The 13,873-nt window shown below is 47.5% G+C and carries 12 protein-coding genes; 7 read left to right on the top strand and 5 right to left on the bottom strand.

Annotated elements, in window-relative coordinates; genetic code table 11:
• Nucleotides 1–333 precede the first annotated feature (333 nt).
• From VRK_RS06670 to VRK_RS06655, 4 genes are all read left to right on the top strand, one after another.
• The gene (locus VRK_RS06670; protein WP_059120644.1) at nt 334–2,022 is read left to right on the top strand and encodes an NAD-dependent malic enzyme; all 1,689 of its coding nucleotides are present in this window, start codon (nt 334–336) and stop codon (nt 2,020–2,022) included.
• Between the two features lie 71 nt (nt 2,023–2,093).
• A complete protein-coding gene (locus tag VRK_RS06665) occupies nt 2,094–2,417 on the top strand; it encodes a DUF3392 domain-containing protein (RefSeq protein ID WP_059120643.1) in 324 nt (107 codons plus the stop codon).
• Between the two features lie 95 nt (nt 2,418–2,512).
• Entirely contained in the window at nt 2,513–3,208 is a 696-nt protein-coding gene (locus tag VRK_RS06660; protein WP_082671334.1) for a SanA/YdcF family protein, read from the top strand.
• Between the two features lie 155 nt (nt 3,209–3,363).
• Nucleotides 3,364–4,191 (top strand): DUF2797 domain-containing protein, encoded by an 828-nt coding sequence (locus VRK_RS06655; protein WP_059120641.1) that lies wholly within the window; start codon nt 3,364–3,366, stop codon nt 4,189–4,191.
• A gap of 106 nt (nt 4,192–4,297) precedes the next feature.
• Here VRK_RS06655 and VRK_RS06650 read toward each other — a convergent pair whose 3' ends face one another.
• Nucleotides 4,298–5,527 (bottom strand): cysteine desulfurase-like protein, encoded by a 1,230-nt coding sequence (locus tag VRK_RS06650; protein ID WP_059120640.1) that lies wholly within the window; start codon nt 5,525–5,527, stop codon nt 4,298–4,300.
• Nucleotides 5,511–6,167, bottom strand: a complete 657-nt coding sequence (locus tag VRK_RS06645) for a 2OG-Fe dioxygenase family protein (RefSeq protein WP_059120639.1) — start codon at nt 6,165–6,167, stop codon at nt 5,511–5,513. Before VRK_RS06645 ends, VRK_RS06650 begins: the two co-directional genes overlap by 17 nt.
• 412 nt (nt 6,168–6,579) lie before the next feature.
• On the opposite strand from VRK_RS06645, the gene trxB reads away from it, so the two are divergent.
• From trxB to cydC, 3 genes are all read left to right on the top strand, one after another.
• Entirely contained in the window at nt 6,580–7,536 is a 957-nt protein-coding gene (gene trxB, locus VRK_RS06640) for a thioredoxin-disulfide reductase (RefSeq protein WP_059120638.1), read from the top strand.
• 153 nt (nt 7,537–7,689) lie between these two features.
• On the top strand, nt 7,690–9,480 hold the full coding sequence (gene cydD, locus VRK_RS06635) for a heme ABC transporter permease/ATP-binding protein CydD (RefSeq protein ID WP_059120637.1): 1,791 nt from the start codon (nt 7,690–7,692) through the stop codon (nt 9,478–9,480).
• Entirely contained in the window at nt 9,473–11,194 is a 1,722-nt protein-coding gene (gene cydC / locus VRK_RS06630; protein ID WP_059120636.1) for a heme ABC transporter ATP-binding protein/permease CydC, read from the top strand. Before cydD ends, cydC begins: the two co-directional genes overlap by 8 nt.
• Before the next feature lie 95 nt (nt 11,195–11,289).
• Here the strand turns inward: cydC and rluB are convergent, their stop codons facing one another.
• The 3 genes from rluB to rnm all read right to left on the bottom strand — a co-directional run bounded on the left by rluB (nt 11,290) and on the right by rnm (nt 13,857).
• Complete coding sequence (gene rluB / locus VRK_RS06625; RefSeq protein WP_059120635.1) at nt 11,290–12,207, bottom strand: 23S rRNA pseudouridine(2605) synthase RluB; 918 nt, start codon at nt 12,205–12,207, stop codon at nt 11,290–11,292.
• 155 nt (nt 12,208–12,362) lie between these two features.
• Nucleotides 12,363–12,983 carry an L-threonylcarbamoyladenylate synthase gene (locus VRK_RS06620; RefSeq protein ID WP_059120634.1) on the bottom strand — a complete coding sequence of 207 codons (621 nt, stop codon included), beginning with the start codon at nt 12,981–12,983 and terminating at the stop codon, nt 12,363–12,365.
• A gap of 31 nt (nt 12,984–13,014) precedes the next feature.
• Nucleotides 13,015–13,857: an RNase RNM gene (gene rnm / locus VRK_RS06615; protein ID WP_059122690.1), complete on the bottom strand. Its 843-nt coding sequence runs from the start codon at nt 13,855–13,857 to the stop codon at nt 13,015–13,017.
• Between the last annotated feature and the right edge of the window lie 16 nt (nt 13,858–13,873).

Genomic DNA, 13,873 nt, shown 5'->3' with positions numbered 1-13,873 from the left:
TATGATCTGCCAATCCGTTTATAGCAATAGAATATAAAAAAACGATATTTTATGGCTGAAAATATATATAAAATTGCTCTATCAGATGCATATAAATAACAACTATTGAACAAATATTTAGCTTGTTGATATGAATAATTCATATTTTGTTTAACAAATAAACTTGTGTTTATTCACTAAAAAGAAAACATTGATAAACCAGCTTCAAAAAATCCGACAATTAACCTGCGAGAATGAGGGAAACGTCAAATTGCCTCTATTTACAACCGACTGGAGTATCCGTAAAATTTGCTCCGGTTCCCCCATCATCATCCTACAAAATATAGGCATACAATGAACAACGACAAACGCCCTTTATATATCTCTCATGCGGGCTCTATGCTTCTCAGTACACCACTACTCAACAAAGGTGCAGCTTTTACAGCAGAAGAAAGGAGCTCATTTAACCTTGCCGGCCTGCTCCCAGAAGCAACGGAGACCATTCAGGAACAAGTTGTCCGTGCGTATCAGCAATATTGTAATTTCGATAATGATATGGATAAGCACATTTATCTTCGTAATATACAAGATACCAATGAGACACTCTTTTATCGGCTGGTTCAAAATCACATTACTGAGATGATGCCAATCATCTACACTCCGACTGTCGGTGCTGCATGTGAAAACTTCTCTAATATTTATCGCCGTGGTCGTGGACTATTTATTTCCTATCCGAACCGCAATCAAATTGATGACATTCTGAATAATGCTTCCAACCATCACGTCAAAGTCATCGTGGTAACCGATGGTGAGCGTATTCTTGGTCTGGGTGACCAAGGCATCGGTGGAATGGGTATTCCAATCGGAAAACTGGCCCTATATACCGCCTGTGGGGGTATCAGCCCCGCTTATACGCTTCCGATTGAGTTGGATGTCGGTACCAATAACCCGCAACGTTTGGCTGATCCTATGTATATGGGCTGGCGTCATCCGCGTATTACCGGTGCTGAATACGATGCCTTTGTTGAAGAGTTCATTCAAGCCGTGCAACGCCGCTGGCCGGATGCACTGGTTCAGTTTGAAGACTTCGCTCAGAAAAATGCCATGCCACTGCTTGAGCGCTATAAAAACCGGATTTGCTGTTTTAACGATGATATTCAGGGCACGGCAGCTATCACGGTCGGTTCTTTGCTGGCAGCATGTAAAGCCGCAGGCAATAAACTTTCAGAACAGCGCATCACCTTCCTTGGTGCCGGATCTGCCGGATGTGGGATTGCCGAAGCGATTATTGCCCAGATGGTTTCAGAAGGTATTTCTGATCAGCAAGCACGCTCACAGGTTTATATGGTTGACCGCTGGGGATTATTGCAGGAAGGAATGCCCAACCTGTTGGATTTCCAACAACGTCTGGTTCAGAAGAAATCCAATACGCAACACTGGGAAGCTGAAGGGACGGGTTTCTCTCTGCACGATGTCGTTCGTGAAGCCAAACCAACTGTCTTGATTGGCGTATCCGGAGCTCCGGGATTATTCAGCGAAGATATCATTCGTGAAATGCATCTTCATTGCCCACGTCCGATCATCTTCCCATTATCCAACCCGACAAGTCGAGTTGAAGCTTTGCCGAGCGACTTGATGGCATGGACTAACGGAGAAGCACTCGTTGCAACCGGTAGCCCATTTGAACCAGTCATGTTAGGCGATAAGCTCTATCCGATTGCGCAGTGTAACAACAGTTACATCTTCCCTGGTATCGGGCTGGGTGTACTGGCAGCAAATGCCAAACGTGTTACCGATGAAATGTTGATGGAATCAAGCCGGGCATTGGCTGAGTGTTCACCACTGGCAATCAATGGTCACGGTTCACTCCTGCCACCATTGGAAGCGATTCACTCCGTCTCAAAGAAAATTGCACTTGCCGTTGCGAAAAAAGCTATTGAACAAGGTGTCGCCGATGCAATTACACCTGAAGCACTGGAACAAGCGATCGAGCGTAATTTCTGGCAACCTGTTTATCGTCGCTATAAGCGCGTCGCGTTCTAAAAACAGTCAGACAATATCAATATGATAAGCCTCTGTAACAGAGGCTTTTTATTTGCAAGGACATTCATACCATGTTGCATTTTTTCAACCCCGCGGGACAGTACCTCGCACCTTATCTGGAAGAAATCTCTATCGCACTGATTGCTTGCCTGCTAGTGATGCTGGGTGGTGAAATTAATGCGCTGTTACGCCGAATGTTGCGTAATCAGCACTTTGTCATTCGCACATTTACCTTTATATTACTCAATGCATTTGGTTATGGATTTATCATCGTCAAACTAAGCCCTGACTTAGCTCGGACACTTGCCCACTTAGAACGAGGCACCATGTTTGTCGTTGTCATTGTCAGTTTTGTCGGCATCGGGCTCTGGGCCCAAAAAAACCGACAAATATAATTTAGGTAAAAGGTATAGTTATCCACTCTCGTCTCAGTAAATATTGCGCCGACAGCGGTTGCATAAGCAGAATATGCCGTTTGGGCTGGCAGATCATGAAAGGTCTGCTCATCATGCTGCTTGTGTTGGCAGTCTCTCTGTTCGCCATTGATCGCTGGATCAGTTGGAAAACACAGGACCAGATACTCACCAATACCGATCACATTGAGCACTATCAAGTGGCAGTCGTGTTAGGAACCAGTAAGTATCTGGGGCGCATACTCAATGCGTATTACACCCATCGTATTGAAGCTGCGATTCAGCTCTACCGTTCACGCAAAGTGACTCATTTTCTGCTCAGTGGCGATAATGCTCACCGTTCTTACAATGAGCCATGGACCATGAAACGCGATTTGATGAAAGCAGGTATACCGGAGCAAGATATCGCTTTGGACTATGCCGGATTCAGGACGCTCGATTCAATTGTCCGGGCAAAAAAAATCTTTGATACCAACCATTTTCTGATTATTACTCAACGCTTTCATTGTGAACGAGCGCTGTTTATCGCGAACTACCACGAGATTGATGCGGCTTGCTTCGCTGTTCCCGGCCCGGCCCACGGAACAGATCTCAAAATAAGATTCCGTGAGATTTTTGCCCGGGCCAGAGCGATCCTCGATCTGTTCATCATCGATGCCAAACCGAAGTTCCTCGGCCCTAAAGAACCGATTTTCTCTGATGAAACACCGGCAGAAATATCTGAGAACGACACTCATCCAACCGAGACAAAAAATCCTCACACCGCTAAGTAAACTCGCTAGAGGAGACTCAATTCTGTTAATATCACAGGATAATGTCGGTATATCAGCAACACGGGTTACATTGCACTGTCCCAAACAAGCCTTGGCCCGTTTTGCTATAACCCGCGTCATTGATATCAATTTCAACCATAAAAAAGAGCAATGTCATGTCTTCAGTCATCAAGGGAACCCTCAGCAAACTACGTGCGACCCTCAACCCACACACCGACTATTTTCTCCCGGTCGGAGCAACGGAAATCGCCTTGAATCCACTGATCGGTCATCCGCTATCCCTCACCTATACCGGCAATATTTATTGTTGCCATTGCGGTAAGCGTACCAAAAAAAGTTACGCGCAGGGACACTGCTATGTCTGTATGCAGAAGTTAGCCAGTTGCGATATGTGTATTATGAAGCCGGAAACCTGCCACTATGAGCAAGGAACCTGCCGGGAGCCGGAATGGGCACAGTCACATTGCATGACGGATCATTATGTCTATCTCTCCAACACATCCGGCCTCAAAGTCGGTATTACCCGCCACTCCCAGATTCCAACCCGCTGGATCGATCAAGGGGCGACGCAAGGATTACCGATTTTCAAAGTGAAGAATCGTTATATTTCCGGCTTAATCGAAGTCGAATTGGCGCAGCATATTGCCGACAAAACCAACTGGCGCACCTTATTAAAAGAAGATCAAGATCCGCTCGCGCTTCATGAGCAGGCAGAAAAACTTCGTCCGTTGGTTGAGAAAACAGTTGAGAATATTCGCCAGACATATGGGGAAGACGCCGTCACTGCGGTCAATCCTGATATCACGGATATCCAGTTCCCGGTGCAACAGCACCCGACCAAAATCGTGTCACACAATTTTGATAAGAATCCTCAAGTATCCGGCCTCTTACAGGGGATTAAAGGACAGTATCTGATTCTGGATACCGGGGTCATTAACATTCGTAAATTCACCTCTTATGAAGTTGAATTTCAACCGCTTTAATTCACGCACAACCAATATTTGATGTGGTCGTGATGATGTGTGAGAACAGTGACATTCCACACATCTTATCCCTACTTATCCGCTGCACAGCAAACAACCACTGCGGTTAACTTTTCTCCAGACGCTGCAAATGTTCGAATAAATGGTGAATTTCTGCCTCGGTATTGTAGTGCATCATGCCAATACGCAGCACACCATGACTTTCAAGTCCTAAGCGTCGCACCAGCCCCAAAGCATAAAAGTGGCCATGCCAGACACAAATATTCTGTTCTCCCAGCGCTTTGGCAATTGCCGCCGGGGTATGATGTGCAAAACGCAGCGCAAACGTCGGGGTTCTTACCGCATTGTCAGCAACATCAGCTCCGTACAACTGTGCTGAAGTTAACGTATCTGTCAGTGATAAAAACAGCGCAGCTAACCGCTGCTCATGCTGTTGATACTGGGTGAAGCTCTCAGCCAGCCTCATTCTAAGTGAGTCCTCCGCTTTGCCCCATTGAGCAAGATATTCTATCGTCCCGATTACCCCGGCCAAGCCTTCAAAATTCAGCGTCCCCGTTTCATAACGCCCCGGCCCCACATTCGGTGCCGGCTCAACTTTATAAGGCATGAAATGCGCCAGCCAGCGCGGCGCAATATACAAAATTCCGGCATGGGGGCCATAAAATTTATACGCGGAACAGACAAGGAAATCACAATCCAACGCCTGTACATCAATTAACTGATGCGGGGCAAAATGAACCGCATCAATGTAAACCAATGCCCCGACCTGATGCGCAGCTGCGATGATCCGCCGGACATCAACGATAGAACCGGTGGTATTGGACGCATAGGTCACGGCCACCAGCCGCGTTCGCTCACCAATGAGAGAGAGCAGATGCTCGATATCCAGTGAACATTGGTTCTCATCAACCCGGGCCTGACGAGTCACTGCACCTCGATCAGCGGCCGCCTGCTGCCAGCTCGACACATTGGCATAATGATCCAGCTCCGTGACAATCACTTCATCACCACTTTGCCATTCACGACTTAAAATCCGACTCATATGGAATGTCAACGTGGTCATATTCGCCCCGAACACAATATTCTCAGCTGCCGGAGCATTCAAAAATGCCTGAACCACTTCCCTTGCCTGCGCCACCAGCTGACCGGTGTGAAAACTCGTCGGGTAATACCCGCCCACATTTGCGGTTCCTCCCGACAGATACTGAGCAATTTGTTCCCCGACGATGGCCGGAATCTGACTTCCGCCCGGCCCATCAAAGAACAAAGGTAACCGCTGCTGATCTTGCCGGAATACCGGAAATTGCTGGCGGGCAGCCTCAGGCGTGAAATTCATGGTTTCCATCCTTTGCTGTGAGAACAAAAACATCCATATGCCCTTCTTCTCCATGTTCTATCGCACGAATCGGCGTCGCGTTATGCCAGAGCGCACTATCAGCCACCATGGCGACTTCACCATCTTCCAGCACTTTGCGGAAAAACGGTGCACCATGGTTATCCTGATAAAGCATCAGTTCACCACCAACAATATTATGGCGATCAATCCCGATCATCGCGATATAGTCGTAACCGTCCTGATGAACCCCTTCCGGTGACACCATGGTCTCATCGAACACTGATGCAATACGCATCTGGTGAATATCGATAATTTGTCCGTCGGGTAATCCATTGGCTTCGACAAACAGCTCACACATTTCCCGCAAACCCTCACTCCTCAGTGTTTCTTGCAGCACCGGTTCAAACTGGCGCTGAATATCCCCCTGAAACGGGTTATATTGACTGGATTGTGTGAAATCATGTTTGTCGGTTTCAACCACCTGCCCATTGATGAACTGAATCACCGAATAACGTCGCAAGCGATATTGTCCGTCGGCATGAGCCGTATGAGGAAGTTGTTGAAACGAAGGAGCCAGTTGATGGATAGCCGTATTACTCAGATGGGTAATATGCAGTGTATTCTCATGTTGATGAATCATATTCAATTCCTCTACTCAGAATTAGCATGATTTTACATTTTTATAACAAAAGAATAGTCGATTAATTTGCATTTTCCATAAACAATAAATCAAAATACGACAAACAATGACAATTTAAGTGTTTTCATCTAAATCATAATTAAAAACCGCACTATCCGTTCAACGGAAAGACCAAAGCAATGCAATATACGGAATTTTTACCTATCGCGTCTGGGATCGGCAGACAAGCAGACGGTATGAGTAAATTACACCTCAATCTGTTTTAATGGGACCGGTCTCTCGATCATCACAGCTCTCCTCACCATCTATAACCTTTTCTTTCATAATATGCCTTTTTTCATACTTTTATTGAATGAAGGAATCTCCTACAATCGTTAGCAAGATAGAATAAAACGATTCCCCTGAGGATAAGATGAGCAACATAAAGCATTCTAAATTGATGATTCTTGGTTCCGGACCTGCCGGTTATACAGCCGCGGTTTATGCAGCTCGCGCCAATCTGAATCCTGTGCTGATTACCGGTATACAGCAGGGCGGCCAGCTCACCACAACGACTGAAGTCGAAAACTGGCCCGGAGACGCAGAAGGGCTCACCGGACCGGGGTTAATGGAGCGCATGAAAGCTCATGCAGAACGTTTCCAGACCGAGATTATTTTTGATCACATTAATGAAGTAGATTTCACCCGGCGACCTTTTACGCTCAAAGGTGACAGTCAAACCTACACCTGTGATGCGCTGATCATCTCAACCGGTGCATCAGCCAAATATTTGGGACTTCCTTCAGAAGAAGCATTTCAGGGTCGCGGGGTGTCTGCTTGCGCAACGTGTGATGGTTTCTTTTATCGTAATCAGAAAGTCGCCGTTGTCGGGGGCGGTAATACCGCAGTTGAAGAAGCACTATACTTAGCCAACATCGCGTCTGAAGTTCACCTCATCCACCGCAGGGATAGTTTCCGTGCGGAGAAAATTCTGATTGATCGTTTAATGGATAGAGTCACGAACGGTCAGATTATTTTACATACCGACCGCACGCTGGAAGAAGTCACGGGTGATGAAATGGGTGTCACCGGCGTACGTCTGAAAGACACCAAATCAGATACGATTGAATCGCTTGATGTGATGGGTGTATTTATTGCCATTGGCCATCAACCGAATACTGAGATGTTTCAAGGCCAGTTAGAAATGAAGAACGGTTATATTATCGTTCAGTCCGGTCTGGAAGGAAATGCGACGCAAACCAGTATTGCGGGTATTTTCGCTGCCGGTGATGTGATGGATCATAATTATCGTCAGGCAATCACCTCGGCTGGAACAGGTTGCATGGCTGCACTAGATGCAGAACGTTATCTTGATAGCCTGTCAGAATAAGTGCATTATTTTTCACCATTTTTGAAGTGAAATCCCCTCAACCCGGTGGTGTCCCCACTGGGTTTTATTTTGTATACTAGTTGCTTGCGGGTGTACCGTGATACCGACTGGTAAACGCACCTTAATCAACTCATTCCTATAAAAGCCTTTACAATGGATAAGAATAAACAACGTAGCTTAAACCACTGGCTCCGCCAACAAAGCAAGCTGGCAAAGCGCTGGCTGATGCTTGCTGTCGGGCTCGGTGTCCTCTCCAGTATTTTCTTACTGTTCCAAGCGGCTTTGCTGGCCTCGATCTTACATCAGCTGATTATTGAACAGACGCCGAAAACGGATTTAATCCCTCATTTTCTGGGACTTGCAGCGCTCATCGCTGTGAGAGCAGGACTGAGTTGGGGACGAGAGATCGCCGGATTCAAATGCGGAGAGCAGATCAGAATCTATATCAGACAACTGATTCTGGATAAACTCAGAGAGATGGGGCCGGCCTATATCAAAGGAAAACCGGCAGGTAGCTGGGCGACACTCGTCCTTGAACAAGTCGAAAACATGCACGATTTTTTTGCCCGGTACCTCCCCCAGATGTCACTGTCCGTTATGATTCCGTTTGTCATCCTCGTCGCAGTGTTCCCTGTCAATTGGGCTGCCGGGTTGATTTTTCTGCTGACTGCACCGTTAGTCCCTCTGTTTATGGCGCTGGTCGGGATTAAAGCTGCGGAAGCGGCACAAAAAAACTTCAAAGCACTGCAACGCCTCTCCGGCCATTTTTATGATCGCCTTCAAGCGATGACCACGATTCGTATGTTTGACCGGACCCAAGCCGAAGCCGAACATTTACGTGCAGCGTCCGAAGTGTTTCGGATGAGAACCATGGATGTCCTGAGAATTGCTTTCCTTTCCTCTGCGGTATTGGAATTTTTCACTTCAGTTTCTATTGCCCTCACTGCGGTCTATTTTGGTTTCAGTTTTATCGGGGAATTGAATTTCGGTTATTACGGAGCAGAAATTACCTTATTCACCGGACTATTTGTGCTGATCCTTGCACCTGAGTTTTATCAGCCATTACGGGATTTGGGCACCTTCTACCATGCCAAACAGCAAGCAGTCGGCGCAGCCGAAAGTATCGTCGAGTTTCTCCAAATCGATGTGAATGAAGTTAAATCCGGCACACAACCGGTTCCGACACCTGAAGAGATCACCATCGAAGCAGACGGTCTGGAAATCATCAGCCCCGAAGGAAAAAGATTGGTCGGCCCGGTTTCATTTCGCCTCAATTCTCACGAGACGACCGCTTTAGTCGGTCCGAGCGGCGCGGGAAAAACCTCGCTGGTACAGGCAATTTTAGGCTTCATGCCTTATCGGGGAAAATTGCTGATCAATGGCGTTGACCTTCACGACCTCTCTCATCAAGACTGGCGACAGCTGATTAGCTGGGTCGGGCAAAATCCGTTACTGGTTCATGGGACAATTCGTGACAACGTCACCTTAAGTAAACGCCAGATTACTGATGAACAACTTGAAAATGCCCTCAAAGATTCTTTTGCGGCTGACTTTGTCGAAAACCACGGGCTGGATTATCTGATCAGTGACCGTTCCGGTGGGCTGTCGGTCGGTCAGGCTCAACGGCTTGCCCTCGCCCGGGCCATGCTGCAAAACGGTTCATTCTGGTTGCTGGATGAACCGACTGCCAGCCTTGATGCCAGAAGTGAACAGTTAGTCATGCAGGGGCTGGCCAAACAGATTCATCAGCACACCACATTACTGGTCACGCATCAACTTGCCCAACTTCAGAACGTGGATAACATTCTTGTGATGCAAGACGGGAGAATCGTCCAGTCAGGCCATTATCAGACACTCAGTCATGAAGAAGGGTTATTTAAATCGATGTTAGCCGCCAATCATACACTGCAACCTGAACATCAGAAGGGGAATCTTGATGCGTGATTTGATCCCATTTCTCAAACTGTATAGAAAACATTGGTTTGGCCTGACTCTCGGGATGATACTGGCTTTCTTGACCCTATGCGCATCTATTGGCTTACTGACACTATCCGGCTGGTTTTTGTCAGCAGCAGCAGTGGCCGGTTTAGGTGTCGCCCGACAATCGTTCAACTACATGTTACCCAGTGCTTTTGTCCGCGGTTTCGCAATCGGACGCACCGCGGGGCGATGGGGAGAACGAGTGGTCAGCCACAATGCAACCTTTAAGGTGTTGGCAGATCTACGGATTTTCTTTTTTAAGCAACTGTCGCCACTCATTCCCGGGCGAATCGCCAATCTCCGCGATGCCGATCTGCTCAATCGTCTGGTCGCTGATGTTGATGCGATGGATCATGTCTATCTGCGCCTGATCAGCCCCGTGATGATCGGCGTATTGGGCGTATTGGTGCTTTCTGCATTTCTGTACTGGTTTGACCCGGCGGTCGGCCTGACTCTCGGTGCAATTTTACTGGTCTTGCTACTGTCTTGGCCGGTGCTATTTTACAAACTCGGCAAACGTAACGGTGCAGCACTGACCCAAAGCAAAGCGAATTTTCGGGTGACCCTGCTCGACTGGATTCAAGGCTATAGCGAGCTGACGATTTTTGGTGCAGAACCAACGTATCGCCAAGCGATGCTGAACGATCAGCAAGATTTGATCTCTCGGCAGTACATCAACACCCGTTATAGTGGATTTGCTCAGGCACTGCTCATGCTGGCCAGCGGCTGGACACTGGTATTCATGTTATGGTTCGTCGGTAATGGTGTGGGTCAGGCCGGGCCGGATCCAATGATTGCCATGGTCATATTTGCCACCATGGCCAGCTTTGAACTGCTCATGCCGATTGCCGGTGCATTTCAGCATTTAGGACAAACACTTACGTCAGCACGACGTCTGAATGAAGTGTTATCATCTGAGCCTGAAGTCACATTTCAGACCGAGCCGACACAACATAATGGCGCATTCGACATCCGCTTTGAGCAGGTTCATTTTCATTATCCGGAACATCAACAACGTGTACTGACAGAGATTGATCTCCATATCCCCGCCGGGCATAAAGTCGCAATTGTCGGTCAGACAGGCTCCGGCAAATCGACCCTGCTCCAATTAATTTCCCGCTACTGGGATCCGAGCCAAGGCAAAGTATCAATTGCCGGAACCAATCTGAAAAACTGGAATGAACACGATCTTCGCGCCTGTATGAGTATTGTCAGTCAACGGGTTGATATCTTAAACGGTACATTACGTGAGAACTTACAAATCGCGGCACCGGACGCCGATGATATGACTTATACACAAGTCCTCAGTCAGGTCGGGCTGGACAAACTGCTTGATGGGCCGGGATTAAATGTCTGGCTGGGAGATGGGGGGCGTCATCTCTCCGGTGGCGAAAAACGTCGTCTGGGAATTGCCCGTGCACTGCTCCATCAGGGAGAAATCCTGTTGCTGGACGAACCGACTGAAGGACTGGATAAGCAGACAGAACAACAAATTATGGATCTGTTGCGCACTCATTATGCACACAAAACCGTCATTTTCATTACGCACCGCTTAATTGAGCTGGAACGGATGGACGCGATCTGCTTGATTGAACAGGGTCAGATTGTTGAATATGGCCGTCATGAAGCGCTCATGGCACAGCAAGGGCGGTATTATACGCTTAACCAGACACTGTAATGGTGTCTGCTTACTGGACAAAACACGGGATAAAAAAGGTGCTTTCAAAGCACCTTTTTTATTGGATCTCACGATGTTCATTCAACCACTGCGGTCTAGCGTTGACGCCCTTTCGCCTGAGGCGCTGCTTTCTGGCCTCGCTGGTTTCTTCCTTTCGGTGCGGAAATTCGCTCTTCATGGCGTTTGACTGCCCGGCGAATTTTCTGGCTTCTTGCCCGTTCGCGCTTGCGGGAAGTATTATCTTTAGACACATCGATCATAGTGCGTTGCTCTGGTCGCAGTTCAACCAGTTTACGCAAATAATTCACTTCCGATAAACTGAGTTCAACCCAGCCACCGCGAGGTAACGCTTTATCGAGGAAGATATCGCCGTAACGAACTCGTTTGAGGCGGCTCACAGTGGTATCCTGAGACTCCCACAAACGGCGGACTTCGCGGTTACGTCCTTCGTTGATCACCACATAAAATGTGTGATTCATTCCTTCCCCACCGGCGTATACGACGTCTTCAAAACGTGCAACCCCGTCTTCCAGCTCAACCCCACGAACAAGGTTCTTGATTTTCTGTTCGTTAATTTCGCCAAATACACGCACTAAATACTCACGTTCAACCTGACGGCTTGGATGCATCAATCGGTTAGCAAGTTCGCCATCGGTTGTAAATAACAACAGTCCGGACGTATTCGCATCCAGACGACCAACTGAAATCCAGCGTGAACCCCGGATTTTCGGCAGGCGATCAAAAACAGTTCTTCGCCCTTCGGGATCATGCCGTGTGCATAATTCCCCTTCAGGTTTATAGTAAGCGAGCACCCGACATACCAATTCTTCATCGGCTTTCATTGAGACGACGTGTCCGTCAATCCGAATCACGGCACTTTCATCTTCTAAGCGCTCACCCAAAACAGCTACCTTGCCATTAACACTGACACGCCCGGCCCGAATCAACGTTTCTAACTCACGACGTGAGCCATGACCTGCGCGTGCTAAAACCTTTTGTAACTTCTCGCTCATTAACTTACCTTGCTTGTCGTCTTCTCAGACGTCGAATAAAAAATGCGACCACAAAATCGCGGTCGCACATTATCTCAAATCAAAGTGAAAAAAGCATCTATTTTGATAATACGTTTTGGCCATACGATTTCAGCAAAACTATCGTGGCAACATCGTCATTTAAACGGTGCCGGATCACCCGCTCCCAGCCGTTGAACCACCATTTCATCTTCACTGAAGTCAATCACGGTTGTCGGCTGTTCTCCGAGGTATCCCCCATTGAGAATCACATCAACAACATGTTCCAGCGAATCACGAATTTCATCCGGATCGGATTCCGTGGTGTCTTTACCCGGCAGGATCAACGAGGTTGACATCAGTGGCTCGCCGAGCGCTTCGAGCAAATCCAGCGCAATCCGGTTATCCGGCACCCGGATACCAATGGTTTTCCGCTTCGGATTCATTAACCGCCGCGGGACTTCTTTGGTTCCTTTAAAGATAAAGGTATAAGGCCCCGGGGTATTGTTTCGCAACAATCGGAACGCGGTATTATCCACTCTGGCATACAACGAAAGCTCAGACAGATCCCGGCACAACAGCGTAAAATTGTGTTTATCATCCAAACGACGGATTTGGCAAATTCGTTCCAGTGCCCGTTTATTCTCTAATTGACATCCCAATGCATAACCAGAGTCAGTCGGATAAACAACAACCCCGCCATTACGAATAATCGCCACAGCCTGATTGATTAGTCGGGCTTGTGGATTTTCTGGATGAACATAAAAATACTGACTCATTATTACTCCTCACCATCGAGCAACTCGATGCTTACTCTACGGACAAGCCCCAATCTTTCCATACAGGTTCAATATCAGAAGGCAACCAAAGATTCCGACCTAACTCCATCCACGGAGAAGGATAATGGAAATCACTACCCTGAGAGGCTAGCAGTTTGTATTGTAACGCATAATTGGTCAGATTGCGCCTTTCCTGAGGGGCTTGTTGTGGTTGGGCCACTTCCATCGCATCTCCACCGACCTCGGCAAATGCTTCAATCAAACGTTTCAGCCATTTGGTTGTCAGTTGATATCGTCCCGGATGCGCCAATACTGCTTGTCCGCCGGCAGCGTGAATCGCCTCAATCGCATCTTGCATCGAACACCACTCCGGCGGGACATAACCCGGCTGATTGCGGGTTAAATATTTTTTAAACACCTGCTGCATGGTCTTCACATAACCATTTTCAACCAGCCATTGTGCAAAGTGAGCCCGGGTTATCGCCGCATCACCGGCAAGTGCTTTGACTTCTGCGAGAATGCCCGGTCGGGTTACTTTCTCCAGACGTTCCGCAATTATCGTCGCACGCGTATCACGACGCTGCTTTTGCTGTGTTATCAGATCATGCAACGCTGCAGAAGTGACATCAACATTCAACCCGACAATATGAATATCTTTGTTTTGCCAAACCGTCGATATTTCAATGCCATCAATCAAACGGATCGGTAATTGTTGCGCAGTGATAAATCGATGCGCCGTATCTAAACCATCCACACAATCATGATCGGTAATCGCCAGTACATCAATATCAAACGAAACAGCGCGAAGCAGAAGTTCCTCCGGAGATAATTTTCCATCGGAAGCGACGGTGTGACTATGTAAATCTATTTTCATCATTTTTTTGATTTTT

The organism is Vibrio sp. MEBiC08052, from assembly GCF_001506075.1.
Lineage (GTDB): Bacteria > Pseudomonadota > Gammaproteobacteria > Enterobacterales > Vibrionaceae > Vibrio.
The sequence above is the reverse complement of the archived record's forward strand: the minus strand, read 5'-3'. Positions and strand labels throughout refer to the sequence as shown.

Bases quoted from the DNA above. Each gene is read 5' to 3' on its own strand.
- cydD (WP_059120637.1), top strand. From the start codon at position 7,690: ATGGATAAGAATAAACAACGTAGCTTAAACCACTGGCTCCGCCAACAA.
- rluB (WP_059120635.1), bottom strand. From the start codon at position 12,207: ATGAGCGAGAAGTTACAAAAGGTTTTAGCACGCGCAGGTCATGGCTCA.
- VRK_RS06660 (WP_082671334.1), top strand. From the start codon at position 2,513: ATGAAAGGTCTGCTCATCATGCTGCTTGTGTTGGCAGTCTCTCTGTTC.
- VRK_RS06645 (WP_059120639.1), bottom strand. From the start codon at position 6,167: ATGATTCATCAACATGAGAATACACTGCATATTACCCATCTGAGTAAT.
- VRK_RS06665 (WP_059120643.1), top strand. From the start codon at position 2,094: ATGTTGCATTTTTTCAACCCCGCGGGACAGTACCTCGCACCTTATCTG.
- cydC (WP_059120636.1), top strand. From the start codon at position 9,473: ATGCGTGATTTGATCCCATTTCTCAAACTGTATAGAAAACATTGGTTT.
- VRK_RS06620 (WP_059120634.1), bottom strand. From the start codon at position 12,983: ATGAGTCAGTATTTTTATGTTCATCCAGAAAATCCACAAGCCCGACTA.
- VRK_RS06655 (WP_059120641.1), top strand. From the start codon at position 3,364: ATGTCTTCAGTCATCAAGGGAACCCTCAGCAAACTACGTGCGACCCTC.
- trxB (WP_059120638.1), top strand. From the start codon at position 6,580: ATGAGCAACATAAAGCATTCTAAATTGATGATTCTTGGTTCCGGACCT.
- VRK_RS06650 (WP_059120640.1), bottom strand. From the start codon at position 5,527: ATGAATTTCACGCCTGAGGCTGCCCGCCAGCAATTTCCGGTATTCCGG.
- rnm (WP_059122690.1), bottom strand. From the start codon at position 13,857: ATGAAAATAGATTTACATAGTCACACCGTCGCTTCCGATGGAAAATTA.
- VRK_RS06670 (WP_059120644.1), top strand. From the start codon at position 334: ATGAACAACGACAAACGCCCTTTATATATCTCTCATGCGGGCTCTATG.